The organism is Alistipes sp. AF14-19, from assembly GCF_003461645.1.
GTDB lineage: Bacteria > Bacteroidota > Bacteroidia > Bacteroidales > Rikenellaceae > Alistipes > Alistipes shahii.
On sequence record NZ_QTXM01000021.1, the window covers coordinates 1 to 25,872 of the forward strand.

Annotated in this window: 26 protein-coding genes and 1 tRNA gene; 12 read left to right on the plus strand and 15 right to left on the minus strand. The window is 60.4% G+C overall.

Annotation, left to right across the window (positions count from 1 at the left end):
- The first annotated feature begins 403 nt into the window (after positions 1–403).
- Both zupT and DWW03_RS13975 read left to right on the plus strand, forming a co-directional pair.
- Positions 404–1,207, plus strand: a complete 804-nt coding sequence (gene zupT / locus DWW03_RS13970; protein ID WP_015547996.1) for a zinc transporter ZupT — start codon at positions 404–406, stop codon at positions 1,205–1,207.
- Between the two features lie 37 nt (positions 1,208–1,244).
- Positions 1,245–2,198 (plus strand): calcium/sodium antiporter, encoded by a 954-nt coding sequence (locus DWW03_RS13975; protein ID WP_022061986.1) that lies wholly within the window; start codon positions 1,245–1,247, stop codon positions 2,196–2,198.
- Positions 2,199–2,271: 73 nt separating this feature from the next.
- On the opposite strand, the gene mutY is transcribed toward DWW03_RS13975, so the two are convergent.
- Complete coding sequence (gene mutY / locus DWW03_RS13980) at positions 2,272–3,336, minus strand: A/G-specific adenine glycosylase (RefSeq protein WP_015547997.1); 1,065 nt, start codon at positions 3,334–3,336, stop codon at positions 2,272–2,274.
- 69 nt (positions 3,337–3,405) lie between these two features.
- Here mutY and DWW03_RS13985 point away from each other — a divergent pair, with 69 nt between their 5' ends.
- From DWW03_RS13985 to DWW03_RS14005, 5 genes are all read left to right on the plus strand, one after another.
- On the plus strand, positions 3,406–3,702 hold the full coding sequence (locus DWW03_RS13985) for a GNAT family N-acetyltransferase (protein ID WP_015547998.1): 297 nt from the start codon (positions 3,406–3,408) through the stop codon (positions 3,700–3,702).
- Positions 3,703–3,960: 258 nt separating this feature from the next.
- On the plus strand, positions 3,961–4,194 hold the full coding sequence (locus DWW03_RS13990; protein WP_015547999.1) for a 2TM domain-containing protein: 234 nt from the start codon (positions 3,961–3,963) through the stop codon (positions 4,192–4,194).
- A 13-nt stretch (positions 4,195–4,207) separates the two neighbouring features.
- Entirely contained in the window at positions 4,208–4,831 is a 624-nt protein-coding gene (locus DWW03_RS13995; RefSeq protein ID WP_022061987.1) for a hypothetical protein, read from the plus strand.
- A gap of 4 nt (positions 4,832–4,835) precedes the next feature.
- On the plus strand, positions 4,836–5,426 hold the full coding sequence (locus DWW03_RS14000; protein ID WP_022061988.1) for a hypothetical protein: 591 nt from the start codon (positions 4,836–4,838) through the stop codon (positions 5,424–5,426).
- A 4-nt stretch (positions 5,427–5,430) separates the two neighbouring features.
- The gene (locus DWW03_RS14005; protein WP_022061989.1) at positions 5,431–5,715 is read left to right on the plus strand and encodes a winged helix-turn-helix domain-containing protein; all 285 of its coding nucleotides are present in this window, start codon (positions 5,431–5,433) and stop codon (positions 5,713–5,715) included.
- 298 nt (positions 5,716–6,013) lie between these two features.
- Here DWW03_RS14005 and DWW03_RS14010 read toward each other — a convergent pair whose 3' ends face one another.
- The 3 genes from DWW03_RS14010 to DWW03_RS14020 are packed head-to-tail and all read right to left on the minus strand — an operon-like array spanning position 6,014 to position 10,034.
- Positions 6,014–6,931, minus strand: coding sequence for a lysine exporter LysO family protein (locus DWW03_RS14010; RefSeq protein WP_229094906.1), 918 nt, complete (start codon positions 6,929–6,931; stop codon positions 6,014–6,016).
- A 5-nt stretch (positions 6,932–6,936) separates the two neighbouring features.
- On the minus strand, positions 6,937–9,597 hold the full coding sequence (locus DWW03_RS14015) for an AsmA-like C-terminal region-containing protein (RefSeq protein WP_118406920.1): 2,661 nt from the start codon (positions 9,595–9,597) through the stop codon (positions 6,937–6,939).
- Entirely contained in the window at positions 9,594–10,034 is a 441-nt protein-coding gene (locus DWW03_RS14020) for a GNAT family N-acetyltransferase (RefSeq protein WP_118406921.1), read from the minus strand. The genes DWW03_RS14015 and DWW03_RS14020 overlap by 4 nt, the downstream gene beginning before the upstream one ends.
- Positions 10,035–10,195: 161 nt before the next feature.
- On the opposite strand from DWW03_RS14020, the gene DWW03_RS14025 reads away from it, so the two are divergent.
- Positions 10,196–10,915: a polyprenol monophosphomannose synthase gene (locus DWW03_RS14025; protein WP_015548010.1), complete on the plus strand. Its 720-nt coding sequence runs from the start codon at positions 10,196–10,198 to the stop codon at positions 10,913–10,915.
- A 24-nt stretch (positions 10,916–10,939) separates the two neighbouring features.
- Here the strand turns inward: DWW03_RS14025 and DWW03_RS14030 are convergent, their stop codons facing one another.
- The gene (locus tag DWW03_RS14030; protein WP_015548011.1) at positions 10,940–11,308 is read right to left on the minus strand and encodes a GtrA family protein; all 369 of its coding nucleotides are present in this window, start codon (positions 11,306–11,308) and stop codon (positions 10,940–10,942) included.
- Positions 11,305–13,017 (minus strand): ArnT family glycosyltransferase, encoded by a 1,713-nt coding sequence (locus DWW03_RS14035; protein ID WP_118406922.1) that lies wholly within the window; start codon positions 13,015–13,017, stop codon positions 11,305–11,307. The genes DWW03_RS14030 and DWW03_RS14035 overlap by 4 nt, the downstream gene beginning before the upstream one ends.
- 196 nt (positions 13,018–13,213) lie before the next feature.
- Between DWW03_RS14035 and DWW03_RS14040 the strand changes: the two genes are divergently transcribed.
- From DWW03_RS14040 to DWW03_RS14050, 3 genes are read left to right on the plus strand one after another with little or no spacing between them, the layout of a single operon-like run.
- The gene (locus DWW03_RS14040) at positions 13,214–13,981 is read left to right on the plus strand and encodes a threonine/serine exporter ThrE family protein (protein ID WP_015548013.1); all 768 of its coding nucleotides are present in this window, start codon (positions 13,214–13,216) and stop codon (positions 13,979–13,981) included.
- The gene (locus DWW03_RS14045) at positions 13,978–14,478 is read left to right on the plus strand and encodes a threonine/serine exporter family protein (RefSeq protein ID WP_118406923.1); all 501 of its coding nucleotides are present in this window, start codon (positions 13,978–13,980) and stop codon (positions 14,476–14,478) included. Before DWW03_RS14040 ends, DWW03_RS14045 begins: the two co-directional genes overlap by 4 nt.
- A gap of 9 nt (positions 14,479–14,487) precedes the next feature.
- A complete protein-coding gene (locus DWW03_RS14050; RefSeq protein ID WP_022061258.1) occupies positions 14,488–15,222 on the plus strand; it encodes a DUF6064 family protein in 735 nt (244 codons plus the stop codon).
- Between the two features lie 69 nt (positions 15,223–15,291).
- Here DWW03_RS14050 and DWW03_RS14055 read toward each other — a convergent pair whose 3' ends face one another.
- From DWW03_RS14055 to uvrC, 9 genes are all read right to left on the minus strand, one after another.
- Positions 15,292–17,355 carry a fimbrillin family protein gene (locus DWW03_RS14055; protein WP_022061259.1) on the minus strand — a complete coding sequence of 688 codons (2,064 nt, stop codon included), beginning with the start codon at positions 17,353–17,355 and terminating at the stop codon, positions 15,292–15,294.
- Positions 17,356–17,367: 12 nt separating this feature from the next.
- On the minus strand, positions 17,368–17,508 hold the full coding sequence (locus tag DWW03_RS16675) for a hypothetical protein (RefSeq protein ID WP_015548017.1): 141 nt from the start codon (positions 17,506–17,508) through the stop codon (positions 17,368–17,370).
- A gap of 75 nt (positions 17,509–17,583) precedes the next feature.
- Entirely contained in the window at positions 17,584–18,975 is a 1,392-nt protein-coding gene (locus DWW03_RS14060) for a fimbrillin family protein (protein ID WP_118406924.1), read from the minus strand.
- A 46-nt stretch (positions 18,976–19,021) separates the two neighbouring features.
- On the minus strand, positions 19,022–19,159 hold the full coding sequence (locus DWW03_RS16680) for a hypothetical protein (RefSeq protein WP_181989630.1): 138 nt from the start codon (positions 19,157–19,159) through the stop codon (positions 19,022–19,024).
- A gap of 46 nt (positions 19,160–19,205) precedes the next feature.
- Positions 19,206–20,375, minus strand: coding sequence for an OmpA family protein (locus tag DWW03_RS14065; protein WP_022061262.1), 1,170 nt, complete (start codon positions 20,373–20,375; stop codon positions 19,206–19,208).
- Between the two features lie 15 nt (positions 20,376–20,390).
- Entirely contained in the window at positions 20,391–20,882 is a 492-nt protein-coding gene (locus tag DWW03_RS14070; protein ID WP_022061263.1) for a hypothetical protein, read from the minus strand.
- A gap of 409 nt (positions 20,883–21,291) precedes the next feature.
- Entirely contained in the window at positions 21,292–22,263 is a 972-nt protein-coding gene (locus DWW03_RS14075; RefSeq protein WP_044054606.1) for a tyrosine-type recombinase/integrase, read from the minus strand.
- Between the two features lie 559 nt (positions 22,264–22,822).
- A tRNA-Leu gene (locus DWW03_RS14080) sits at positions 22,823–22,906 on the minus strand.
- 73 nt (positions 22,907–22,979) lie between these two features.
- On the minus strand, positions 22,980–24,803 hold the full coding sequence (gene uvrC / locus DWW03_RS14085; RefSeq protein WP_022061265.1) for an excinuclease ABC subunit UvrC: 1,824 nt from the start codon (positions 24,801–24,803) through the stop codon (positions 22,980–22,982).
- A gap of 89 nt (positions 24,804–24,892) precedes the next feature.
- Here uvrC and DWW03_RS14090 point away from each other — a divergent pair, with 89 nt between their 5' ends.
- The gene (locus DWW03_RS14090) at positions 24,893–25,867 is read left to right on the plus strand and encodes a hypothetical protein (protein WP_022061266.1); all 975 of its coding nucleotides are present in this window, start codon (positions 24,893–24,895) and stop codon (positions 25,865–25,867) included.
- Positions 25,868–25,872 lie beyond the last annotated feature (5 nt).

Sequence of the window (25,872 nt, forward strand, 5' to 3'; positions counted from 1 at the left end):
TCACGTAGAAAAGGACTTTGAAAGTGCTGCGTTGCATAATAACTTGAACTTTGTGGATGGGTTAAACGTTAAGTCAAGTTATTTGTTATGCGGAAATTTGATGCAACGAACTGAAAACAAATACCTTAATGCAAAACAAAGCATTTCGGGCAGGTAACGGATAAGTAACGAAACTCACCGTTAATCCTGCCCGAATGTGCAATTCTATTGCTCGGAGCATATGCAGAACAGAGAATTAAATACCTGTAAACATGATATTTACTCTTTTCTGCATGTTCGTTTACCTACAAATACCGAACCCTTGCGGGTTCGGTATTTCGTTTTATGCATTATCTTTGCGGTGGAAAACCCGGCAACCCGGACGGTTTGCTGCGTATTTGCCAAACAAACGAAAACGATTCGTATGGAAGAACACAATATCCTCATCCCCCTGCTGCTGACACTCGGCGCGGGCCTCGCCACGGGCATCGGCAGCGCGATCGCCTTCTTCGCCAAACGCACCAACAAACGGCTGCTTTCGTTCTCGCTGGGCCTCTCGGGCGGCGTGATGATCTACGTCTCGTTCGTCGAGCTGTTCCAGCAGGCAAACACGACCCTCTCGGCCGAATGGGGCGCACACACGGGCGTGATCGTCACCGTGGCGAGTTTCTTCGCGGGCATTCTGCTGATCGGCGTCATCGACCGGCTGGTCCCCTCGATCGAGAATCCCCACGAAGCACACAGAGTCGAGGAGATGGACCATCAGCCGCACAATCCCCGTCTGATGCGCATGGGCGTGATGACGGCGCTGGCCATCGGCATCCACAACTTCCCCGAAGGCATCGCCACCTTCACTTCGGCGGTGGACAACATGGCCCTCGGCGTAGCCATCGCCGTGGCCATCGCCATCCACAACATTCCCGAAGGCATCGCCGTCTCGATCCCGATCTACTACGCCACGGGCGACCGCCGAAAGGCTTTCCGCCTGTCGCTCCTCTCGGGCCTCGCCGAACCGGTCGGCGCCGTACTGGCCTATCTGGTGCTGACGCCCTTCATGACCCCGACGCTGATGGGCTGCATCCTTGCAGGCGTGGCAGGCATCATGGTCTTCATCTCGATCGACGAACTGCTGCCCGCGGCCCGCGAATACGGCGAGGCGCACATCTCCATCTACGGCGTGGTGGCCGGCATGGCCCTGATGGCCGTGAGTCTGATCCTGCTGGCATGATCAAACAATTCAGAATTCACAATTCAAAATTCATAGTTTGGACATCTTACTCCTCATCATCGGCCTCGGACTGATCCTCGCAGGCGCGAACTTCCTGACGGACGGCTCCGCGGCGTTGGCGCAGCGGTTCCGCGTGCCGGAATTCATCATCGGGCTCACGGTGGTCGCCGTCGGTACCTCGACGCCCGAACTGGTCGTGTCGGTGCTCTCGGCCATCGCAGGCAAAAGCGACGTGGCAATCGGCAACGTCGTGGGGTCGAACATCTTCAACGTCTTCGTCATCCTGGGCGTCTGCGCCCTTATCCGCCCCCTGCCGCTCACGGCGGGCAACATCCGCCGCGACATTCCGTTCGGAGTGATCGTATCGCTGTTGCTGCTGGCGCTGGCAGCGGACTCCTATGTCTTCAAAGGTGCGGCGGACCGCATCGGACGCATCGACGGCATCGTCATGCTCCTGCTCTACGGCGCGCTGATGTGGTACACGATCCACACCACGAAACGGCCCGAGGCGACGGCCCCGGACGCCGGAGCGAAACCCGGAATGGCCGGATGGCTCATGGCCGCGATGATCGTCGGAGGCCTCGCCGGACTGATTTTCGGCGGCGAAATGTTCCTCCGCAGCGCCACGGAGATCGCCCGGCGGCTCGGAATCAGCGAATCGGTGATCGCCATCACGCTCGTGGCTGGCGGCACATCGCTGCCCGAGCTGGCCTCGTCGCTCGTGTCGCTGTTCAAGGGCAAGGCCGACATGGCGCTGGGCAACGTCATCGGATCGAACATCGCCAACATCCTGCTGATCCTGGGCTTGAGCGCGACGATCCATCCGCTCTCGATGGACGGCATCACGGTCTGGGACCTGCTGATGGTCGTATTGAGTTCGGTGCTGCTGTTCCTCGCGGCCTTCACGTTCAAACGCCGGGCGATCGACCGTTGGGAGGGCGCGATCTTCCTGGCGATCTACGTCGCCTACATCGGGTATCTGATACGATAATCCGACCGCAAACCCACGGCTCACAGCCGTGTTTACAAATCCGGCCTACTCCTAAATCCCGCCGAGGCGGGATTTAAAACGAGGAGTCGTCCGAACCGGCCTGCATCAGGTAACGGTCGACGAGCCGCGGCACGGCATAGTCGCCCAGCGAGTCGGCCGGGACGGCCATAGCAGCGGCGGCCGGAGTGAATGCAGGCGTTTCGATGCGGTGAACGACCGCATGAAGCCGCTGGTGAGACAGCTGGTGCCGGGGCAGGGAAACGCTGCGCACCAGATGCCACGGACCGTCACCCAGCAGGCGGCGGAACTGCGGCAGAGCCGCGAGGTCCGGGAATTCAACGGGAGCGTCGGTCTCGATCAGCGGAAACTCGTAAAGTCCCTGCCAGATGTCGCGCCCCTCGCGGCGGTGCAGCAGGACCCGGTCGCCCGAGGCGACGTGCAGGTAATTGAACCAGCGGTCGCGGACCCGGGTTTTGCCTCGTTTCACGGGACGGTCGGCGACGGTTCCGGCAGCGAGGGCCAGACAGCTCTCCGACAGCGGACATGCTTCGCAGCGGGGCGACGCGGGCGTACACTGAATCGCCCCGAAGTCCATGATCGCCTGGTTGTAGCGGCCCGGATGCGCGGCGTCGAGCTGCGACTGCGCCAAGCAGGCGAAAGCCCGTTTTCCGGCCGTGGTGTCGATCGGTTCGGCGAGGTCGAAGAGCCGCGAGAGCACCCGGTAGACATTGCCGTCGACGACGGCGCACGGAGCGTCGTAAGCCGCCGAGCAGATGGCCGCCGCGGTATAGTCGCCCACGCCGCGCAGCGAACGCACGTCGTCCAACGAGCGGGGAAACACCCCTCCGAAACGCTCTACGACCTCACGGGCGGCGGCCCGGAGGTTGCGGGCGCGGCTGTAATAGCCCAGCCCCTGCCAGAGTTTCAGCACCTCGTCCTCGGGCGCGGCGGCGAGCGACGCAACGTCGGGAAAACGCTCCGTGAAACGGAGGTAGTACTCCATCCCCTGCGCCACGCGGGTCTGCTGGAGGATCACTTCCGAGAGCCAGATCCGGTAGGGATCGCGCGTACGACGCCACGGCAGGTCACGACCCTCGCGGGCGTACCAGTCGAGCAGTATTTCGGCAATGCGGTTCATAACGGAAGACAAAAATACGACTTCGGAATCAAATTTGAAGCATTCAGACCCAATTAAAACGAGATGCATATGGAAAGGAAGCACACTTTGATAGACAACGCCGCCGAAAAGCGTTACGAACTCGACCTCGGAGACGGCATGGCCCTGGCCGAATACGTTTTGGGACACGGACTTATCGTACTGACGCACACCGAAGTGCCCCCGAAGTACGAAGGTCGGGGCATCGGCAAGGAGCTGGTGCAGGGCGTGCTGGAGGACATCCGCAGAAAGAAGCTCAAGGTCGTCCCCCAATGCCCGTTCGTCGCGACCTATATCCGCCGCCACCCCGAATGGATGGACTTGGTGCTGACCGCCGAAAACAAGTAGGCCCGGGCAGGTTCGGCCCCCCCACAACCGCCTGCCCGCAGGGAGCGCCCCGCCGCGAAACCGGACTCTTTTCGAAGGGTCCGATTCTGCCTCCTCCCGACAGGCATCTTCCCGCTCAATAAACACTTCCCGCTCAATAAATATAGGTATTCGCTTTTTCCGAAAAATTTCCGGCTCGAAATTTGGTTTATTTTATAAACTACTTTATATTTGTAATGGATTTACAAACCGAGCAACCGCTCACAACCGGAAAAAGCCATGGAAATCACTCCCGCCCGCACCGACAAACGCCGCCTTTTCGCGCGCTGGTTCATCCGCCGCCTGACCACCTGCGTCGTGGTCTGCGCCTTTCTCGCCTTCGTCAACTGGCAAACCTCGCCCCACTACTGGTGGGTGCTGTGGGTCATCGCCGGATGGGGGCTGAACATCGCCCTGTCGCTCGCCTGGTATCTGTTCGACTGCGACGACGAATGCAATTACCGCAACCGCTGAAAAAAACGAAACGATGGACAACAAAAACTTCAACGCCGACCAAAGCATCGAACTCATCCAGCGCATGATCCGCGACACGCGCCGCAACCTTTCGTCGGGCAGCAGCAACCTCTTCATCCTATGGGGATACCTGCTCGCCGCAACCGCCGTCGGGATTTTCCTCCTGCTGACCTTCACCGAAAGTCGCGCCTGGCAATGGCTGTGGCTGCCCGCGCTGGCCGCCGGATGGGCCGCTACGTGGTGGTACAACCGCCGCCGTGTATCGCAGGTCAAAAGCTACACCGACCGCCTGCTGGAACAGGTATGGGGATGCATAGCAGGTCTGGCCGCCTTTTCTACCTTCGTGATCTGCATGGAGCGGGAATGGCCTGTCGATCCGCTGTTCCCGGTCCTGCTGCTGATCAGCGCAGGACTTTTCATCTCGGGAACGGTGATTCACAACAAATATATGTATTACGTTTCGTGCTTCCTATTGCCGGTTGCCTTCGGCATCATCCGCGAATCGTGGATCAATGTCAACCCGGACGGCAACCTGATTCAGTTCGCCGTGGCGGTCCTCGTCGGGCTCGCAGGTTCGGGATACGCACTCAAACGACAAGTCAAACGCGACGCCGCAGAAGCTTCGGAAAACCGATAACACCATGGAAGACCGTAAACTCGAAGCCGCCGAAAGCCTGGCGCTAATCGGCCGCATGATCGAAAACACCCGCAGCCGCATGGTCCGCAACTCGGGCCGTCCGCTGCTGGCATGGGGCTACGCCACCGTACTGACGACGCTCGCCGTCTGGGGCGCAGTCCTCTATTTCCAAAACCCGCGCTGGAACTACCTCTGGCTGATGCTGCCCCTGCTGGGCTGGCTGCTGATGTGGATTTCGCGCGAGAAGAAGCCCGAAGGCGAGGTGCGCACGTTCGTCGACCGCGTGATCGGGAACGTCTGGACGGTAATGGGTCTTTCGGCGTGGTTCGTCAGCATGCTGGCGCTCTTCACGCCCATGCGCCTGCCGATACTCTTCATCATTCTGCTCATCATGGGCATGGGAACCACCGTGACGGGGCTGATCATCCGCTTCACGCCCACCGCCGTCGGGGGCGTCGCGGCCATCATCCTCGCTCCGTTCACGCTGATCGCCGGCAACATGTGGCAGCCGCTGCTTTTCATCGCCGGATTCGTGGTGATGATGATCGTTCCGGGGCATATCCTCAACTACAAGTCGAACCACCCTGCCCGATAACGCGATGTTCAAAGAGCTGAATCCCCTGTTGCACTCCGAATTGAGGCTGGCCGTCGTTTCGATCCTCATCGGGGTCGAAAGCGCCGACTTCGTCTTCATCCGGCAGCAGACCGGAGCCACCGCCGGAAATCTCTCGGTGCAGCTGGACAAACTCGCAAAAGCCGGTTACATCGAAGTCGAGAAGACCTTCCGCGGCAAGATTCCCTGCACGGTGTGCCGCATCACCGACGCCGGGCGCGACGCCTTCGCCGAATACGTCGAGGCGCTGCAATCGTATATCAAGAGATAAATATGGCTATACACAGGGGTTATTCGTCGCGTTTCGCGGCGGGAAGTGTTCCGCATTATCGCTTGCAGCGGAAGAAGAACGGCATGAAGGCGAAGCGTTAAAAAACGGGGCCGGTTTGCTTGCAAACCCGCGTCAGGCGCCCGTTTTAGCACAGCCAAATGTCGTTCCCGCGAAAGCGACATGCGGATGGTTTTGCGCCGCTTTTGCCATCAAAAGCGGCAAACAATCGCGGCAAAGACGCGGTACATTGGCAACTTTTACCACCAAAAGGTGCCAATATCCCGCACGGAAGTGCAAATCAGATCGTACAGAAAAACGTCACCAGAAACGGGACGCTGAAATCGAGCGCACAGCCGTGGAAGATCGAAACCACGGCATAGGGCCGCCCGGCGGCCTGCGTGATGACGGGCAGCGTGGTGTCGAAGGTCGTCGCGCCGCCGATCGACACGGCGGCCAGAGGTCCGCACCAGCGCGCCACGAGCGGTGCGGCCAGCAGGGTGAAGATTTCACGCATGACGTTGCACAGCAGGGCGATCGTCGCCAGCTCCGGTCCCCGGAGGTCGGCGATGAAGATGCTCGAAAGCGAATAGTAGCCGAATCCCGCGCCCACGGCCAGCGAGTCGGTCAGCGACCAGCCGCCGAGCAGCGGCGCGGCGAGGGCCGCACCGGCCAGCGTGCCTACGGCCGTGGCGACGGGCAGCAGCGCCAGCCGCGGATCGAGCCGCCGGACCCGCTCCGCAAGGGTGCGGTCGTTGCCCAGCGTCACGCCGACGCAGAACATCAGCGCGTAAAGCACATAGGCGCTCATGCGCGAACCAGTCATGTCGAACGGCGCAAAAAGCCCCGCGACGCACCCCGCGACGAAAAAGGCGACGATCACCAGACTCCCTTTCAGGGCCGTCCACGCGGAAACGGGAGCTTCGTCCGCATCTCCGCCTTCGTCCGCAGACACAGCGCGGCCGCGAATACGCCGCCACAGCAACCACGCAGCGAAGACGCTCCCCGCAACGGACAGCGCGAAGATCGCAAAGGCGGCCGCCCCGAGCGTCGCCAGAGAGCCGACGACCGCCGGATCGGAACCGACCTCGACGCCCAGCAGGAACAACAGCGCCCAGATAATGAAGGTGATGAGACGTTGTACGAAGGCGAGGCGCCAGCCGACAAGCAGGCGCCCCGTCACAATGCCTCCGATGATGACGGCGAATATTGCAAGCATTCCGGTTACTCCTTTTTCGACGTGAGTTTCTCGATCTGCCGCTCGGCCTCGGCTTCGAGGTTGGCAGCCTGCTTCTCGGCCTCCTGCACCAGCTTATCCCCGCCCTTCTCGGCGGCAATCCTGGCCAAAGCCCCCTTCGAAGCCGCGGCTTCGACGAGTTTCGCGCGCTGTTCCTGCGCGGCGGCGATGAGTTTCTCGCCGGCGCGCTTCGCCTCGGCGCGGAGGTTTTCAGCCTGTTTGGCGATCTCTTCCGAGAGCGACTCGCTGCCCGTGAGTTTCTGTATCTGCTCGTCGACGACGTTCTTCACGGCCTCCTCGGCGGCCTCCCTGATCCCGAGGGTGATCTTCGGCGAGGAGAACGTGCCGCCGATGTTCACGCCGACCGACTGGAGCGTCTTCCCGCCCGGAACGGCCACCCGGGCCTTGTAGTCGATGGTCTGGTCAAGCCCCGTCGAACCCGCGAGGTTGATGTTCACGCCGCCCATCTTCAGATCGAAGGGCTGCGTGGTGATGCGCCCGTCCTTAATGGAGAAACGAATGGCGACATCCCGGGCCTCGATTTTCCGCAGGTCGTCGTTGCCCAGCGCCTTGGCCAGGGCATCGAACGCCTCGATATTCTGCACGTGGATATTGGCCGACTTGATCTCGCCCGCAGCGTTGAGCGACCGCAGGTCGGGAGACATTGCGGCGTCGAGCGACGTGCCGAGGTCGAGTGACAGCGAATAGTCGCCGCCCGTCTTGGCGAAGATCGGCACGAGTTGCTGCACCATCTCCAGCTCCTCGAAGGTCTTCCGGAACGAAGCGCCCGAAACGGCGGCATCGAGTTTCAGGACCGGACGCGCCGGATCGGCGGCCGTCGAGTAGCTGCCCGAAGCGGTGGCCCTGCCGCCGAAGACGCCCATCGCGAGCCGTTCGAGCGACAGCGCGCCGCCGGCAACGCGCATCTCGCCCGAGATGTCGCCGATCGTCATCTTTTCGAAAAGCACCTTTCGCAGATCGGTGTTGAGCGAGAGGTTCAGGTTGCGCGGGACCTCGATGGCCCGCACCGGTTCCGCCGGAGCCTCTTCGTCCGCGGCCCCGCCTTCCGCCGAGGGCATGGCGTCCATGATCTCGTTCAGGTCGAGCAGCTCCGATTTCACGTAGAGGCGCCCCGAAAGCACGTCGTCCCGCAGCAGGTAACCGATGTAACCGGTCAGCTGGCCGTTGGCCGAAAGGTCGCTCCTGCCGACCGTCAGGCCGAACTCCCCGAGCGTCATCGCGGCGGGCGTGACGGTGGCCGCAGCGCGGCGGATACGGACCGCCGGGAGGTTGGGAAGCGTCAGCCCCACCCCTTCGACGACGAAGGTTCCCTGCGCGCCCAACCGTTCGTAGCGGTTCTTCTCGATGTCGGACATGCGGCCCGAAAGTTTTAGGTCCGCAGTGATCAGACCGCCCAGGTCGACGCCCTTTTCCAGCGGATAGACCTCCTTCACGGCTCCCAGGTCGACCCGTCCGTCGGCCGAAGCCCGGAAAACGGGGTCGCTGACGAGATTCGTGGCGTAGAAGGTCGCCGCAACGGAATTTCCGGCCATCCGAAGCCCGAATTTCGAGAGATCCACGACCGTCTTGTCCATCACCGATCCGGGGTTCGAGACCCTGGCGGCGATATTGATGTCCGTCACGGCCTTGGGCAGCGAGGAGTACTGGAAACTGCCGTTGCGGACCTCGGTTTTCAGTTCGAAGGCCGGAAGCGCCGGGCCGCGCATTTCGCCCCGGGCCCAGAGTTCCATCGACAGTTCACCGCCCGCCGTAAGGTTCTTGAACTCACGGGTGTAGAAGGCCGGGATCAGCGACAGCACGTCCTTGAACTGCACCTTGTCGCAGCCGGCCTTGAGGTCCATGGCCACGGCGTCGCCGTCCAGTTCGACCCAGCCGTCGAGACCGACCGAAATGGCGTTCAGGCGCAGCGTATTGCGCGAGAAAGTGAAGCGGTTGTTCGCAAGGTCGGCGTCGATCACGGCGACAAGCTCCGCCTCGGCGTCGCTCAACAGCGGAATGCCGCCCGACACGAAACGCATGGCGGCGGCCGTCAGCCGCAGGTCGAGGTCGGTGCGGTCGGCCGACATGTTGCCCCGGAGACGCAGCGAGAGGGGCGCGGTCGAGAACCGCATGTTCGTCGAATCGTCCTCGTAGCGGATCGCCGCGTCGGAAATGCGGAAGTCGCGGACCGAAAGCCGGAACGACGACGGCGCGGGCTCCTCTGCGGGAACCTCCTCCGCGGGAGCCTCCGAGGGTTTCATCACGTCCCAGCTGACGGCTCCGTCGGCGAGTTTGTGCGCATGCACCGCCGGCGAGGCGAGGATGACCTTCGTCACCTCGAATCCGCTGTCGCCGAAAAGCGACATCAGATTGACGACCACAGAAATACGCCGTGCGGCGACGATCGTGTCGCCTTCGAAACGGTCGACGCCCACCAGCGTCAGCCCCTTCAGTTCCACCGAAGCGTTGGGGAAATGGCGCAGCAGGCTGATGTCGAGTTTCTCGAAATCCAGCCGGGCGGCGAGCATTGCATTGGCCTCGCGCTTCACGATGTCGGCGATCTTGCCCCGGAGCGCGGCCGGCGCGATCAGGGCGATAGCCAGGATAACGACCACGGCTATAACCGCGATCTTCACGATTTTTTTCATTCCGTATCTGTTTTACAGGCAAAAACCGTGGTTTCCGCCTCCTTGAATCCCATTTTTGCGTACAGTCTGCGCGCAGCCCCGCGCGAAGGGTTGGAGGTGAGCATCACCTTCCCGGCGCCGACCGCGGCGGCATGCGCCTGCGCCGCGCGCACGAGCGCCTCGCCCGCCCCGAATCCCCGGGCCGCGGCGTCGACCACCACATCCTCGATCCACGCCTTGCGCCCCGACGGCACGTCGTACCACACCAAGGTCAGCGCCCCGACGACAGCGCCGCCGGACTCCGCGGTGAAAAGCGCCGCCGAAGGGTTCGCCGCCACTGCCCGCAGCCGCTCCCCGGAAGGGGCCTCCAGCCGCGGCGAAAGCTGCGGCATCAGCCGCCCGAACGCTTCGAGCAGCGAATCGGTGACCTCGGTCACCTGTCGCACCTCAAGTTTCATTTCAGCACAAAGATAACCTTTTTAACGGAAACGTTGCGGCAGTCTGCGGAAAAAAGCGTACTTTTACCCCGCAACGGCCCGCGCCCTGAAACGGCGCACAAAATAGCCGCGATTTGCAAAATAATATTATCTTTGTAATTCCAAAAGATACGACATCCGCCATGCGCAAACTGGTAATCATTCCGACCTATAACGAAAAAGAGAACATTTCAGCGATGATCGACAAGGTCTTCTCGCTGCCCGAACCCTTCGAGATGCTCGTCATCGACGACGGTTCGCCCGACGGCACGGCCGCGATCGTCAAGGAGCGCCGGAAGGAGTTCCCGGAGAGGCTCCACCTCATGGAACGGGCCGGGAAACTGGGCCTGGGCACGGCCTACCTCGCGGGATTCCGCTGGGGACTGGAGAACGGATTCGACTACATCTGCGAGATGGACTGCGACTTTTCGCACAACCCCGACGATCTGGTGCGCCTCTACCGCGCCGCCGCCGAGGGCAACGACGTGGTGGTCGGTTCGCGCTACGTGCAGGGCGTCAACGTGGTCAACTGGCCCATGTCGCGCCTTCTGATGTCCTACTTCGCCTCGATGTACGTGCGCATCGTCACGCGCATGCCGCTGCGCGACGCCACCGCCGGATTCGTCTGCTACTCGCGCCGGGCGCTGGAGACGATCGACCTCGACGCCGTCCGCATGAAGGGCTACGGGTTCCAGATCGAGATGAAATACTCGGCCTGGCGGCTGGGAATGCGGCTCAAGGAGGTGTCGATCATCTTCGTCGAACGCCGCGAGGGAACGTCGAAGATGTCGGGAGGAATCTTCGGAGAGGCGTTCTTCGGGGTGCTGAAACTCCCCTTCCGCCGTATCCGCAAACGCAAATGATGCGGGGCCGGAAAGACAGCCCGGTCAGAAGGTGAAGAAATAATTCATAAAGAAATTCCAGAACGTCACCACGCCGATGGCAAAGAGTTTCGCCAGGTAGAAATTCAGGCGGAAACGGCCGTGCAGGACGTAGATGGTGGCGTTGTTGATCACCAGCCCGACAGCCGCGATGCCCAGGAACCGAAGGTACTGGCCCGTGATGTCGGGATTTTCGTTCTGGAACGTCCAGATGCGGTTGAGAATGTAGTTCGAAGTCGAGGCGCAGAGGAATCCCAGCGAATTGGCCACATATTTGTTCAGCTTCAGCCACTCCTTGCAGAGATAGGTGACGCCGAAATCGACGAAGACGCCCGAGCCGCCGACGACGCAGAATTTGAAAAACTGTTCTATCATAAATTTCCGACCTCCGTCGGGACGGATTTTCCGTTAAACCAATTCGTATAACCCTCCCGGCGCAGCGCAAACCCCACGTCGAAAGTCTCGCCGGCCAGCTGCGGCAGAACGGTGAAGGTCACCCCGCGCGTCAGTTCGCTGTCGGCCGGAATCGTGAAGGTCTCGCCGGTGGGGAACTCGTCGACCCGGAAACGCCCGTGTTTCCACAGCATCACCAGCTGCGTGTCGCCCGCACCCACGCGGATCGCATAGGGATAGGGATTCCTGATGCGCAGTTCGAGGCGCAGCGTCTCGCCCGCGGCCACCCGCCCGGGCAGGCCCGTAAAGGCGATGTCCACCAACCGTACGGGGTGGAAAGCCGGATCGACGAACCAGGTGAAACTCCGGCCGTTGGCCATCGTGAGGGTCCGCACCTGCCGGGTGCTGTCCGAGACGGTCCCGTCCGGGCATTCGACGAGCACTTCGCGGCCGATGAACTGCGAATCGTCGTCGCGGAACTGCCACTGATGCGTACGGTAACGGATATTGGGCTGGCAGTAGGCCTCGCCGCCCGTATAGAACGCATATTTGGCCGCAACGGCGTAACCGTAGCGGAAAACCACCGGACGGCCGTCGGCCTCGGCGGCGATGGCGGCGTAGCTCTCCGGATTGTTGAACACCTCGAAACGGATGCCCAGCGGATTGAAGATCATCACCAGTCGCACCAGGACGATCAGTCCGACGGTCACGCCCCCGGCCCGCATCACGTAACGGCGCGTGCGGGGATGCCGCCGCGCATAGGCGAACAACACGCAGACCAGTCCGAAGCAGGAGACGATCACCCACTGGGGCTGGACGTAACCGCGCAGCGACGAGAGCATGAAAAAGACAATAAAGGCCACGGGCAGGAGCTTCAGCGCCCGCCCGACGGGGGTCTGCGGCTTCACCTTCCGCCATGCCTGCACGTAAAGCGGCACGAAGAAAGGATTGAAGACCACCAGCACGTTGGCCAGGAATTCGACGACGTAGCCGGGTCTGAAGACCGAGTTGCGGCCCGAAAGGTGGTAGGCGAACGACGCCCAGTCGTGCTCGTACTGCCACACGAGGTGCGGCACGAGCAGCAGCAGCGCCACCGCGCCGCTTGAATACAGGGCAGGACGCAGCAGCTGCCGCGGGTTGGCGGCCAGCGCGAAAAGAACCACCAGCGCGCCGTGGTATTTGCTGTAAGCCATCAGCGCCATGGCAATACCCATCCACAACCACGCCCGGCGGCGGTTTTCGGAAAACCATTTGAAAGTCAGCAGAAACAACGCCGTGGTGAACATCAGCGGCCCGTCGGGCACGGCGATGAAGCCGTAGAGCTGGAGCATCAGCGTCGCGGCCGACACCACGACGAACAGCGCGGCGTCGCGGCGGCCGGCATCCGCCGGGCGGATCAGACGCCACAGAATCCAGAGGTAGAGGGGTTGCAGCACGGTGAAGAAAAACCGCACGCCCAGCTCCCCGCCGAAGAGACGCTCTCCGGCCCAGACCAGCAGCGCCGTCACGGGCGGATGGTCGAAATACCCCCATGCGAGCCGTTCGGCGAACATATGGTAGTAGGCCTCGTCGTTGGCAAGCTCCGTAAAGCCGGCCTGCACGAGGTTTGCGATCCACCACACCCCGAGCCACAGAAGGACCAGCCTGTCGGCCCCCAGCGAGGCGTATGACTTTTTGAAAGATGCTTCCATACCGGGAAGCAAAGGTAGAAAAATTTATCCGTTCCGCCTAAAAAAGCCCCGCTTTGTCCCCGAAACCATCCGGCAGCCCCGCAGCGAGGGGGGGGGCGGACAGCGGCGCAGGCCGGCCGCAAAATCACGCGCCGGGCAAATTTTTCAGACCCGGAGACGGGCCGTTTGGAGGAAATGAACTATTTTTGCAGCCGTTATGAAAACCAGACAAGAACTGACCGAAATCCTCGATTTCATTGCGGACTACGCGACCTACCTGCTCGCATCCGGCGTCCACACCTCGCGTGTGATCCGCAATTCGCAGCGTATCGGACAGTCGCAGGGAGTCGACATTCAGCTGTCGAGTTTCCAGAAAAGCACGATCCTCACGGTCCGCGACGACGCGACGGGCGAAGCCGTCACCCGCGTGGTGAAGATTCCCGCCCTGCCGATCAGTTTCGAACGCAACTCCGACCTGAGCGCCCTGAGCTGGGACGCCCTCGACGACCGGCTCCCCCTGGACGAAATCCGCCGGCGCTACGGGGAGCTGATCGACAAACCGCGCATCGACCCGATCTTCGTGCTGGTGACCGTCGGACTGGCCAACGCCTCGTTCTGCCGTCTTTTCGGCGGCGACTGGACGGCCGCGGGCATCGTCTTCACCGCCACGCTCGTGGGCTTCGCCGCCCGGCAGCGGATGCAGGCGCACGGCGTCAACCACTTCCTGATCTTCATCATCTCGGCCTTCATGGCCTCGCTGTGCGCCTCGGCGGCCCTGCGCTTCGACTGCACGGCGGAGACGGCCCTCGCCACGAGCGTACTGTACCTCGTGCCGGGCGTGCCGCTGATCAACGGCGTGATCGACATCGTCGAAGGCCACATCCTGATCGGATTCAGCCGGCTGATCAACGCCCTGCTGCTGATCATCTGCATCGCCATCGGGCTTTCGGCGACTTTGCTAATGGTTAAAAACAGCCTGCTATGATCGCTGCGGACATTTTTCTCGACGGGTTTTTCGCGGCCGTGGCGGCCGTCGGCTTCGGCGCCGTCTCCGATCCCCCGATGCGCGCCTTCCCGCGCATCGCCCTGCTGGCCACCGTGGGACACGCCCTGCGGTTCTGCCTGATGAACTGCGCCGGCATGGACATCGCCACGGCGTCGCTCTGCGCCGCAACGGCCATCGGCTTCGGAAGCCTCTGGCTGGGCAAGGCCATCCGCTGCCCGATGACGGCGCTTTACATCCCGGCGCTGCTGCCGATGGTTCCGGGCATCTACGCCTACAAGACGGTCTTCTCGCTCATCATGTTCCTCCAGTCGCTCAACGACCCGGGGCAGGGCATGCAGTACATGCAGCTGTTCTTCCTCAACGCCACCGTGTCGTTGAGCGTCATCGCCCTGCTGGCCGCCGGAGCCACGCTGCCGATCTTCGTCTTCAACCGCCGGGCGTTCTCGCTCACGCGGCGCAGAAAAAACGTGAAATAAACCTTCCGCATGGAGACTTTCTGGAATACCATCGCTTCCTACAACGCCGCGACATGGCCCGCACAGCTCGCGCTGACGCTGGCGGCCGTCGTCCTGACCCTGCTGCTCTACTTCCGCCCCTCGCCCGCCGTGCGGATCGCGATGAAGGTGTTCATGGCGCTCCTGAACTTCTGGATCGCCGGGGTCTATTACCTCGTCTGCTGCGAGCCGCGCGAACACCACGACCTGCTGGCGCTGTTCTGGGCCATCATGGGGTGCATCTGGGTCTACGACCTGGCGGTCGGGCACGCCTCGCTGCAACGCACGGGCAACCACAAGGCGTTCGCCGCGCTGCTGTTCGCCATGCCGCTCGTCTACCCGCTGTTCTCGCTCCTGCTGGGCCGCACCTTCCCGATGATCACCTCGCCGGTGATGCCCTGCTCGGTGGCGGTCTTCACGATCGGGCTGATGCTGGCCTTTTCGGAGAGAGTCAACATCGTGCTGGCGATGTTCCTCTGCCACTGGGCGCTGATCGGACTTTCGAAGGTCTACTTCTTCGGCATTCCGGAGGATTACCTGCTGGCATGCAGCATCGTCCCGGCGCTGTACCTCTTCTTCCGCGAATACATCCGCGACAACGCCGGGCGGCCCACGAAACCCTCGCCGCGGGTGCTCAACGCGCTGCTCGCGGTGATGTGCCTGATCATCGGGTGCTTCTTCGCCTTCACGCTGCTGCACCAGCTCAACCTCTTCACCGACTGCTGACACGCAGCACACACGCAAAAAAAAGCGCCCGGCCAACCGGACGCTTCTTTTTTTTGCGGCAGACACCGCCTATTCGTTGCGGCGCAGGTCCCACTTGTTGTTGGCGCCGATGACGGCCTCCACCAGATCGTCGCCGTAAACCGCCATGTTCGAATAGGTCTGGCCGTAGGTCATCGTGGCATTCGAAGCCCCCGCGAAATCCATCAGCACGATGCCGGCGTTTCCGCGGAAATCGGGCCGGTTCAGCTTGTCCGCCGTATAGCGGTTGTAGCGGTTGGCGCAATAGTCATAGTCGCCCAAAGCCCCGAGGATGCCAAGCCCCGTCACGCTGCAATGGTCTCTGTCATAGCAGCTCACGTAGTTCATACACCAGCGCGCGACGTCCGTCGCATTGTAGGTGTAGGCGATGCACTCGTCGATGGCCGCATACTTGCTCACGCCGTCCGAAGCCCCGTTCTTGATGTTGTAGAGGTCGTTGACCTTGATCGGAGCCGCCTCGCCGGTGTTGCCGTGGAGCGTGGTCTCGAAGACCACCTTATCGTTCGTCCAGTTCAGATAGGCCCCGAGATACTCCCCGCCATTGTCCGATTTATAATCCTCGCGGATGACGAACAGGATCTTGCCCCGGGCGTCGGCGAGCGTCATCCGCGGCGTGAAGTCGGCGATACGGCCGTTGCAACGGGACTTGATGTAGCTCACGACACTCTTGTTCCACCCTCTTTTATTGGCGTTGGTGGAGGTGTTCTCATATTTCATATGCACGAGCAGCGTCTCGCCCGGATGCTCCTCCAGGAAACGCACGAAGCGGTCGAGCACCTGCGAAAGCAGGAAGGGCGACAGCTCCTGCCGACCGGACGCGCCCGGCGTATAACCGCCGCGGGCCGGATCGCCCAGCACGGAGATGCCGTGATGAATCGGAAGGTCCTTTACGGAAGCCGAAGACGCGCAGGGACGCAGGTCGAACATGCGGACGCCCGCCGCCAGCTGCTCCTCGATGGAAAGTTCCTGCGCCTTGGTGACTTTCGTTGTGTTGGTGTTGCCTAACCAGGAAAGCAGCCATTTGAAATGGTATCTCTCATGCGGCATACCGCTCTTATATTCGTAATGCGAGCCGTAGATCGCGCAGGCGTCGTGCGATCCGGGAATGGAGATCTGCGAGAGGAAAGCGTTATCGGGCAGGTATTTCATCCAGTCGGACCGGTCCGAGGCAATGTGCTGGGCCTGGGCCGGCATGTCGCCGACCGAGAACGAATAGCGGTGTCCGGCCCGGAGCGTTGCCGGCGTGGTGTAGCTGTAAGTCCGCCCTTGGGTCGTAACGGCCGTCAGCGTCAGGCCGCGGATGTCCTGCGGCAGCATAAAGGCCGTCACCACGATTTTCGAGCCGGCATTGATCCGGATATAGGGCGCATCGCCCGTCGTCAGATGGAGCGCCAGCACGTTGGAACGCCTGTCGGGATCGACCGTGCTGACGTTGGCGGCGATGTCGTGGGTAAACTGTCCGGCCACGGCGTCGTTCGCGCTCGAAAGGACGAGTTTCTGCACCTCGACCGTCTCGGAAAATCCCACGGACACGGCTACCGTGGTCATCAGCGGACGGAATGCAAACGAAACCACCTCGCCTTGGGCCACATCCTCGGCGCAGGCCGACATGCAGGCATACTGCATGTTGCACTCCCCGTTGTTGCAGGTCTGGACGGCAGGGACCGCCGCCACGACGATCGAACCAGCATTGGCCCGGATCGCCCCGGAGGGATAGAAGGCGTAAAAGTCGTGCAGCCCTTCGCCCCAGACCATCCCGGTATCGCTCAAATCGGCCTCGCTTTCGGTCGCCCCGGAGACGCGGACCTCGACCGTCGCCCGCTGCGGAGTCGTCTGCGGAGAGATGACCTCCACCCGATCGCCGCTGCGCCAGTAGATCGGCCAGGAGCCGTTCGTCAGCGGGCCGTATGCCGTACGGGTTTCAGCCTCCGGCGACTCGTCGCCGTCGTCGATCGAAAGGCGGCAAACGACGGGATTTCCCGCCGCTGCCGGTTCTTCGGGGCGGGTCCATGCCGTCGTTCCGGCATCGTCCTCCCCGCATCCCGCCAGCAGAAGCGCCAGCAGCGACAAGCGGAAAACAGACCTGTATTTCATATTTTTTGATTTTCAATAAGTTAAATCCCCGTTATCCGAATAGTCCTCCGAAGTCGGACCCAACTCACCCCCGTCGGGCTGCGAGATTGCAAACCCGGCTTCCACCGCAACTGCGAAGACCTCCAGTTCCGGTTTTGTATAAACTGCTTTCATACTGGATATGGTTATATATAAATCGGGACGGCTGTTGCATCCGTCCCGATCGTATGTATTTTGCCGTGCCGAGATCTATTCGACCGTATAGGTAAAGTCGGCGAGTTCCAAATGATAGGAGGAACCGCAGTTAGTGGAAAGCTTCATCATAATCCGTTGTCCGTTCGCAACCGTAAAGGTATGGGTCCGGGATACGGAACCGCTGTATCTCCACGGACACGTTCCTGTCTCGCTCGACTGAATATTGTCAAAACTCCGGAGGAAGTTCTCCGAAATATCAGCGCCATTGTTTGTCACGCCGATTCGGTATTCAACCGGGTTAGCAATAATCGTATTGGTCGCCGCCGTAAAAGACACCGTCACGGTCTTGGTTCCGTCGCACTGAATCGGAGGCGTTACAAACGCACCGTTCTGCGCCCTGTTGGTGCCAAGGCTGACAGCCTGCAACTGGATACGATTTCTGTTCTTGAGTACGTCACCGTCGGCAGCGTCCTTGTCGCTCTTGATCTCGGAGCGGAGGAAATGCCAGCCATCAAAAATACTTTCCGGATCATACTGCGGTTCTACCTGGAAGAATCCGTTATCCCCATAGGTGCCCGTACCGTACTTCGAGTTTACGCCATCGGGAACCGTAAGCATAAAGCGTTTCGTTCGGCAGGGAACATTCATCGTATAGTGGGTATTGCGCTTCAGACCGGCCAGCTGGAACGATTTGTCCGAATAGGTCATGCCGTCGGTGGTCGTAACATGTACGCTCATTTTCGAAGCGACGCCGACGGGCAGCAGGCCCACGGTGAACTCCTTCCGGTCGGTCTCCACGGTGAGCGAGTTGGTCAGGGCCGAAGCGGAGAAAGTTCCGTCGGCATTGACCGTACCGGCCGTCGGCAGCACGTTGTCGTCGGTGGTGAAGGTGACGTATTTCGGGGTCTCGTTGGCGCCCAGAGCGAGCTTCATCCCGATACGGGCCATCAGCGGTCTGAAAGTCAGCGCAATGGGCAGGACAGTCGTTGTCTCGTCGACCACGAACGGGGTCTCGTACACGGTCGAGAACATAAAGTCGTAGGCGGCCAGATCCGTCGAGCAGTAAGCATCGCCCCACGTATGCGTGAAGGTCTTGTTTACAGCGTCGAACGTGGCGGCGCAGAAGGGATAGTGGGCTGCGGCGCACGTGTAGCTGCCGACGGGCACGCTGCCCGAGAAGGTCGTGGTCGCGCCCGTCCTGTCGACCGTGAATTCGCAGACCTCCGTCGTGGAACCGTTGTAGAGAGATACGGCGACCTTGTAGCCTGCGACCCAGGAGGTCGTCGTGCCGTCAACCGATGTGCGGGTTTCGCCGGAAGCCGCGTTCTCGGGGATGGTCACCTGAACATATTTCCGCAAGTCCTCCGGAGCGGAAACGCCGTCATCCTTGCTGCATGCACCCATGCCGACTGCGGCAAGAGTCGCTATAATCAATAATTTTTTCATCGTGCATTCTCTGTTTTGAATGTTGGTTTTCGGGTATCCGATCTCATCAGTAGGTTTCGTCGTATCCCAGCTCACCGCCGCTTTCTCCCGGCTCGATGTCGCTGCTTACAGCAAACCCCTTTTCGACGCGGACGGAGATCAGAAACAGCTCCGGTGCCTCATAAGGCATTAACAATTTATTCATGGCTTCTTTTTCGTTGAATGTGACGTTTGTATATGATTCGGCTGAATTATTCCACAATGACAGCGCGATTCAGTTCCGGCTCGGCGAACCGGTTGTTCGTATCACCCTCGGCCTTCCTGACCAGACGCTCCGGAGCGACGCCGTACTTGTTTTTCAACAGGTCGTAGACATACTCCATCCGCTGCTCGCTCAGACGCTGGTTCAGCTCCCGGTTGCCGGTATCCTTGTCGGCCGAGCCGATCAGCGTGAAGGTCTTGTCGCTGTCGAGCTTCATGGCATTCCTGACATAGAATTCGAGGTTCGTCAGCTCCTTGCTGTCGAGCGTGGCCTTGCCGATCCTGAAGAAGAGCACCACGGGCGATGCGGAGACCTTCTGTTCGACGACGACCTTGGCGGGCGCGTTGCGCAGTTTCTCGTTCTCGTCGTTCAGGACGGAATTTTTCGAGGCAAGGTCGGTGTTGTTCTCCTCAAGATTCCGAATCCGGTCGAGATAGGGCGTAACGTCCACCGGCTGCACGTTCGAGGCGCGCACGAAGCCGCGGCGGTTGAACTTGTAAGCCAGGCCGGCCGTCACCGAAAGCATTCCCTCGCCGGTGCGGCCGCCGGTCACACCGTCGAAACGCTGGTTGACGAGCAGGCAGCGGGCTTCGAGCGTCAGGTCGAGCGAGCTGCACAGGCGCACCACGTTCAGCAGGCCGGCATCGAAGCCGATCTCGTTGTCATGGGCGTCGTTGCCGTAGGAGCGCGCCCAGCCGACACCGACAAAAGGCACGAAATTCCACGTACGGCTCTCCTTGTAGCCGCTCACGGCGTTCGAGAAGTTCCACATGGCGTCGGCGTGCAGGTACATCACGCCGAATTTTTCCCGGAACAGGCCGCCGTCTGCGCTCTTGGCGTAGAGCGTTCCGGCAGAGGTCCAGCCTTTGGCCTGCAAGCCCGCGTAGCCGACGCGCGCACCGATCGAAGGCGTGAACCATTTGCCGACATGGATGTCCATCGCCGGAGCCAGGCGCTTCCCGAATTTTCCTTCGGAGTCGTTCTCACCGAAATAAAGGTTCACACCTCCGGCCACTCCGACGAAAATATTATCGAAAAAGCGATTGGTTTCATAAGGCCCCCGTACGATGCGGTTCTGCGCATCCCGGTTCCCGTTTTCCTGGGCAGAAGCAAATCCGCCCGCGAAAACGAACAATGCAATAATGTAGAGACGTTTCATTTTTCGGGTTATTAATTAAGTGTGTTGTTCCGCATGTTCTGTCGTTTGTAAATTCATATGGGGCAATTTGGCCCTGCTCCGTTCGGACAGCGCCGGGGAGTCGAGTTCGTCGACGTAGATGCTCGAGAGATATTCGCGCGTCAGCGCGTCGTACCGTTTGTTCACCTTGTGCAAAGGCTGCATCGTGTAGGTGTTCTCGTACGACCAGAAAGCATTCGATGTCTCGTGGATGCCGCCCTCCAGCCGGATGACCAGATCGTACAGGCTCGGGCGGACATCGGGATTCCACTCGTAGGTGGTCCGGCTCGACTGGATGTCGCAGGTCACAAAGTCGGTCTTGGCAACCAACTCCCGCAGGGCGCGGCGATACATATAGGTATCCGCATGCGGAGCCACGCAAGCCGCCAGCAATTCGGAGCTTTTCATGGGAGGAACCCCGGCTTCCGCCGCCTTGCGCAATGTGAGCAGAATCTTCACCGCCCACAAAATCTTAAGAGAGAGTGTCAACTTGTAATCTGTTTTAATACAACCGGTACACCATTCTCCCGAGTCCCATTACTGTAAATAATGGGTCTTGTTTACATAAAGCAATGACAGTCAGCTAAAAAAGACATATTTGAACACGATGCAGAGCCAAAAACCGGATTTTATGTCCGCAACCCGGTCCGAAAAATGAGATGGATATACAAAACACGAATAATCAGATTATTATCGAATTATTTGCATTTTTTTAATGTAAAATGTTTGGTTATAATCAGAAATAACCTTACCTTCGCAGACGATGGGAATTGTTTAAATAGCAATCATTTATGTCCCGAAGACACATTATTTACAGTAATGGGCCTTGTTTCCGTCATCCGCACCGTTTTTTCCTTGTATTCATTTGATCCGAATATCGCCTGAATCGGTCCGATCTTCACAGATTGATGATTTTCCGATTGGCTTTGTCGATGACGCTGCGGTCGAGCTGCGCAAGATAGACGCGCGTCGTCCGCTCGGAGGTATGCCCCATGCCGGCGCTGATCACCGTCAGCGGCGTGCCGCAGTCGCGGGCCAGCGTCGCCCACGAGTGCCGGGCCACGTAAAAGGTCAGCGGCTCGGAGATTCCCAGCAGCTCGCCGATTTTACGGATGAATTTGTTCAGCTCGCGCTGCTGCTGACGATAGGCGCGGTAGCTGTCGTCGGCGGTCAGGACGGGCAGCACGTAGGGAGAATCGCTGTCGTAGCGGTCGATGATTTTTTGCAGGGGCGCTTCGACGCGCAGGGAAAGCGTCTGGCCTGTTTTTTTGCGCCGGTAGGTCAGCACTCCGTCACGGACATCGCTTTTGCGCAGGTAGATCATGTCGACGAACGACATGCCCCGGGTGTAGAAACTGAACATGAAAAGATCGCGCGCCAGCGCATATTTGGGATGCAAGGCCGAAAGGTCGGCACCGCCGATCCGCCGGAGCGTCTCGCGCGGCAGGGCGCGCTTGCGGGTCGCCACCTGTTTGATGAGCCTGCGGCGAAAAGGATTGCTGCCCGCAGCGGGGAAAAGCCCCTGTTCGACGGCCCGGTTGTAAACGGCCCGCAGGGAGCGCATGTGGAATACGACGGAATTGGTCCCGAGACCCCGCGCCAGAAGCCACCGCTCGTAATGTTCGAGCCATTCGGCGGTGAACTGTTCCGGAGGCAGCTTGCCTCCGCCCACATACCGGACGAGCATACGGTAGGCCATCCGGTAGTTTGCAGTCGAACCGTTCCGCCCCGTCCGTTCGCACTCCCCGACGTGGCGTGCGAAACAGGAGATAAAATCAGGGAGGGTTTTGTTGCGGGTCGCGCCCGCAAATACGGCCTGCCCCATGTAAGCAAGGCAGGACATGCCGGTTAAATCTGGTAAGTGCATCATAGAATAAAATTTAGTGAAACTGCGTTGCAAGATAGGAAGCCGCAAATCAAAGACCGCCTGAAGTCACCTAAAGATTCGCAGAAACGGCGGAAGGCCCGACCTCCGGGCACAGTTTCGAGAGCCGAAAGGAGCATAGGAGGGTCCGGCCATGCGCTTGCAGAGGAAGCATGACGTACAAAACAGAGGAAAACGGGAACAGCGCACGACGCGGAACAAGAATACGGTTATTCACGGAGTCGGGATCGCCGCCATCCGGAACCGAAGGACGACATGGCGGGGCACATGCCGCTCACCAACGGCGCAACAGCCGCAAAGGAAACCGGATACCGTGTCGGGAAGAGCAAGAAAAACCCGGAAATGGCGATGGATGCAGCCGACACGTCTGCCGGGCGATCGCCGAAGCGGCGGGCGGCGAAGTCGGATTCCCGTCCGAACCGGATGCGGCCGGCAGGAAAACGAAAGTCCCCATCCGCAATGCCATCCGGCATTTTTCACGCCTCATGCACACCCCGGCAAAAGCAAAACGTCGCCTGATCAATTGACCAAGCGACGTTTTCAGTACCCGGAGCCGGGGTCGAACCGGCACGACATTGCTGTCATTGGTGTTTGAGACCAACGCGTCTACCGATTCCGCCATCCGGGCATTTCCGCGAGCGTTACACGGCGAATCGGGTGGACAAAGATAGGTGATTTTCGTAACTTTTCAAAAAATACGGCTATTTTTCGAAAAAGGCCCTGATTTTTTTCGCCTTTGCCGCCCCGACCAGCGCCGAAAGTTCTTCGATGTTGGCCGCACGGACCTTTTCCACCGTGCGGAAATGGCGCAGCAGGGTCTGGACCGTCTTGTCCCCGACCCCCTCGATCTGCTCCAGTTCGCTGTGGATAAACGCCTTGCTGCGTTTCTGCCGGTGGAAGGAAACGGCGAAACGGTGCACCTCCTCCTGAATGTGCGCCAAAAAGTGGAACAGGGGCGAAGTGGGACGGATGCCGACCAGCACGGGCGGAAAGCCGCAGAGCAGTTCGGCGGTGCGGTGCCGGTCGTCCTTGGCCAGTCCGGCAATGGGGATGTCCAGCCCGAGCCGCTCCAGCACCTCGTGAATGACTCCCATCTGCCCCTTTCCGCCGTCGGCGATAATGAGGTCGGGCATTTCGGCCCCTTCGGCCATCAGCCGCGTATAACGCCGGAAGACGACTTCCCGCATCGAGGCGTAGTCGTCGGCTCCCGTCACGGTCTTGATGTTGAAATGGCGGTACTCCTTGCGGGAGGGTTTTCCATCCCGGAACACCACGCACGAAGCCACCGGATGAGCGCCCTGCAGGTTGGAGTTGTCGAAGCATTCGATGTGCCGCGGCTGTCTGTCGAGGCGCAGCTCCTTTTGAACGGCATTCATCAGCCGCTCGGTATACCGTTCGGGATTCTTGATTTCGAGGTTTTTCAACTGCTCGGCGCGGTAGATGCGGGCGCTCTTCCGCGAGAATTCCAGCAGTTCGAGTTTCTCCCCGCGCTTCGGGACCGTGAAAGTCACGCCTTCGAACAGCAGCGTCGTCGAGGGCAGCAGCGGCACGATCACCTCGCGGGAGAGTTCGCCTCCGGCGATGTTTTCGACGATGTGCTGGATGGCCAGCGTCAGCATGTCGCGCTCGTCGCCCCCGACGCCCGTCGAGAGTTTCACGGTCTGCACGCCCACGACCGAACCGTGGCGGATGCGCACGAAGTTGCACCAGGCCACGTCGTCGTCGGGCAGCAGCGAGAAAACGTCGACGTCGACGATCTTCGCGCTGACGATCACCGACCGTCCGGCATAGTTGTCCAGGGCGTCGAGCCGCTGTTTGTACCGCTGCGCCAGCTCGAATTTCAGCTCCCCGGCCGCACGCGCCATCTCCCCTTCGAGGTATTGGCGCACGGGACGCAGGTCGCCTTTCAGCACCGAAACGACCATGCCGACCAGCTGCGCATACTCCTCCTCGGACTGCCGCCCGACGCACGGGGCCTTGCAGTTGCCCAGGTGGTATTGCAGGCAGACCGTATATTTATCTTTGGCGATCAACTCCGGGGCGAGGTTGAGTTTGCAGGTCCGCAGGGGGATCACCTCGCGGATGAAGTCGAGCACGCTGCGCTGCATCATCACCGATCCGTAGGGGCCGAAATACTGCGACCCGTCGCGCGTCAGGATGCGCGTCGACTGCACGCGGGGAAAGTGCTCGCGCCGCACGACGATCCACGGATAGGTCTTGTCGTCCTTGAGCAGGATGTTGTAACGCGGCTGAAGGCTCTTGATCAGCGAGTTTTCCAGCAGCAGGGCGTCGGTCTCGCTCCCCACGACGATATGGCGGATCTCGACGATCTGCTTCACCAGCACACGCACCTTCGCGCTGTGCTCCTTCGACTGCACGAAGTACGAAGACACCCGCTTGCGCAGGCTCTTGGCCTTACCCACATAGATGATCGTCCCCGAGCGGTCCACGAACTGGTAGACGCCCGGCGACAGCGGCAGCAGGGCCACCTGCTCCTTGAGATCCGGTTTTTCCGTTTCAGCCATACGCCCTGCAAATTTAGCAAATATATTGCAAATCGGAAAGTCTATAAAAAGGTCGCATTTTTTGTTTAATTCGTCCGAAAATCATATCTTTGCACATCGCTATTTCACTACACGCCAAGCCTATAAGAAAACTTATCCTCCTGCTCCTGTCCGGCATGCTCTCCACCGCATGCGTGGACAAAGATTACGACCTGGGAAACATCGACACCGACAACATCGCCATCGGCGACGAAGGGTCGCAGTTCCGCATCCCGCTGGTCAAGGTGCTCGTCTCGAAGGACGAGATCAAAAACAACGGCGGCAACATCGAAGAGATCTTCCGCGAAGCCGACATCTGGTTTCCCTCCCAGCTGCCCGACGGCAAATTCGTCGACCTCGTCAAATTGCAGGACAAAGACGATCAGACGTATGTAAATACGCTGCTCCGAACGCTGCGCGAGGAGATGCGGGCCAGCGACGCCAAACTCGCATCGGTCGTCGATCTGGTTTGGGACAAATACGCCGCGGAATTTCTGTTGCTTCTCAACCTGACGGCTCCCGACGAGCAAACCTTCAAGACAGCATTCAAAACCGCCTACCGCAACGACGCATCGCTGCGCGAACGGCTCGCGGACGAAGTCAGCGCATTGGCCCGCACCTACCTGACCGGCTCGCTCGGAATAGACCAGCTCGAATACGAAGTCGGCCATATCGACATCAGCAGCGACATAGTGGACATGCTCGCCGACAACCTCGACCCCGAGGGCACGCCCAACGCCAGAAACACGCTGTTCCTCTACGGCCAGATCACCAGCGGGCTGCCCCTTTCGCTGCTCCTCGATCCGAGTTTTTCGCCCACGGAGATCACGTTCCAGGTCGGAGTCGGCGCAGACAAGGCATCGAACGACATTCCCCAAACGCAGCTTTTCGCCGAAGACCTGCGGCAGATCGTCGAGGGCATCACGATCCGGATTCCCGTGACGCTCACGGAATACTATCCCGGCAAAGGATTCAGCGACGACCAGTACCAGATCGTCATCAGCCTGAGCCTGCTCAAGAACGGAGGACTGAAACTCGACATCTAAACCGC

What these genes read in the sequence shown, in the direction of transcription:
- zupT (WP_015547996.1), top strand. Translation starts at nt 404, where the DNA reads ATGGAAGAACACAATATCCTCATCCCCCTGCTGCTGACACTCGGCGCG.
- mutY (WP_015547997.1), bottom strand. Translation starts at nt 3,336, where the DNA reads ATGAACCGCATTGCCGAAATACTGCTCGACTGGTACGCCCGCGAGGGT.
- DWW03_RS13985 (WP_015547998.1), top strand. Translation starts at nt 3,406, where the DNA reads ATGGAAAGGAAGCACACTTTGATAGACAACGCCGCCGAAAAGCGTTAC.
- DWW03_RS13990 (WP_015547999.1), top strand. Translation starts at nt 3,961, where the DNA reads ATGGAAATCACTCCCGCCCGCACCGACAAACGCCGCCTTTTCGCGCGC.
- DWW03_RS13995 (WP_022061987.1), top strand. Translation starts at nt 4,208, where the DNA reads ATGGACAACAAAAACTTCAACGCCGACCAAAGCATCGAACTCATCCAG.
- DWW03_RS14000 (WP_022061988.1), top strand. Translation starts at nt 4,836, where the DNA reads ATGGAAGACCGTAAACTCGAAGCCGCCGAAAGCCTGGCGCTAATCGGC.
- DWW03_RS14005 (WP_022061989.1), top strand. Translation starts at nt 5,431, where the DNA reads ATGTTCAAAGAGCTGAATCCCCTGTTGCACTCCGAATTGAGGCTGGCC.
- DWW03_RS14010 (WP_229094906.1), bottom strand. Translation starts at nt 6,931, where the DNA reads ATGCTTGCAATATTCGCCGTCATCATCGGAGGCATTGTGACGGGGCGC.
- DWW03_RS14015 (WP_118406920.1), bottom strand. Translation starts at nt 9,597, where the DNA reads ATGAAAAAAATCGTGAAGATCGCGGTTATAGCCGTGGTCGTTATCCTG.
- DWW03_RS14020 (WP_118406921.1), bottom strand. Translation starts at nt 10,034, where the DNA reads ATGAAACTTGAGGTGCGACAGGTGACCGAGGTCACCGATTCGCTGCTC.
- DWW03_RS14025 (WP_015548010.1), top strand. Translation starts at nt 10,196, where the DNA reads ATGCGCAAACTGGTAATCATTCCGACCTATAACGAAAAAGAGAACATT.
- DWW03_RS14030 (WP_015548011.1), bottom strand. Translation starts at nt 11,308, where the DNA reads ATGATAGAACAGTTTTTCAAATTCTGCGTCGTCGGCGGCTCGGGCGTC.
- DWW03_RS14035 (WP_118406922.1), bottom strand. Translation starts at nt 13,017, where the DNA reads ATGGAAGCATCTTTCAAAAAGTCATACGCCTCGCTGGGGGCCGACAGG.
- DWW03_RS14040 (WP_015548013.1), top strand. Translation starts at nt 13,214, where the DNA reads ATGAAAACCAGACAAGAACTGACCGAAATCCTCGATTTCATTGCGGAC.
- DWW03_RS14045 (WP_118406923.1), top strand. Translation starts at nt 13,978, where the DNA reads ATGATCGCTGCGGACATTTTTCTCGACGGGTTTTTCGCGGCCGTGGCG.
- DWW03_RS14050 (WP_022061258.1), top strand. Translation starts at nt 14,488, where the DNA reads ATGGAGACTTTCTGGAATACCATCGCTTCCTACAACGCCGCGACATGG.
- DWW03_RS14055 (WP_022061259.1), bottom strand. Translation starts at nt 17,355, where the DNA reads ATGAAATACAGGTCTGTTTTCCGCTTGTCGCTGCTGGCGCTTCTGCTG.
- DWW03_RS16675 (WP_015548017.1), bottom strand. Translation starts at nt 17,508, where the DNA reads ATGAAAGCAGTTTATACAAAACCGGAACTGGAGGTCTTCGCAGTTGCG.
- DWW03_RS14060 (WP_118406924.1), bottom strand. Translation starts at nt 18,975, where the DNA reads ATGAAAAAATTATTGATTATAGCGACTCTTGCCGCAGTCGGCATGGGT.
- DWW03_RS16680 (WP_181989630.1), bottom strand. Translation starts at nt 19,159, where the DNA reads ATGAATAAATTGTTAATGCCTTATGAGGCACCGGAGCTGTTTCTGATC.
- DWW03_RS14065 (WP_022061262.1), bottom strand. Translation starts at nt 20,375, where the DNA reads ATGAAACGTCTCTACATTATTGCATTGTTCGTTTTCGCGGGCGGATTT.
- DWW03_RS14075 (WP_044054606.1), bottom strand. Translation starts at nt 22,263, where the DNA reads ATGATGCACTTACCAGATTTAACCGGCATGTCCTGCCTTGCTTACATG.
- uvrC (WP_022061265.1), bottom strand. Translation starts at nt 24,803, where the DNA reads ATGGCTGAAACGGAAAAACCGGATCTCAAGGAGCAGGTGGCCCTGCTG.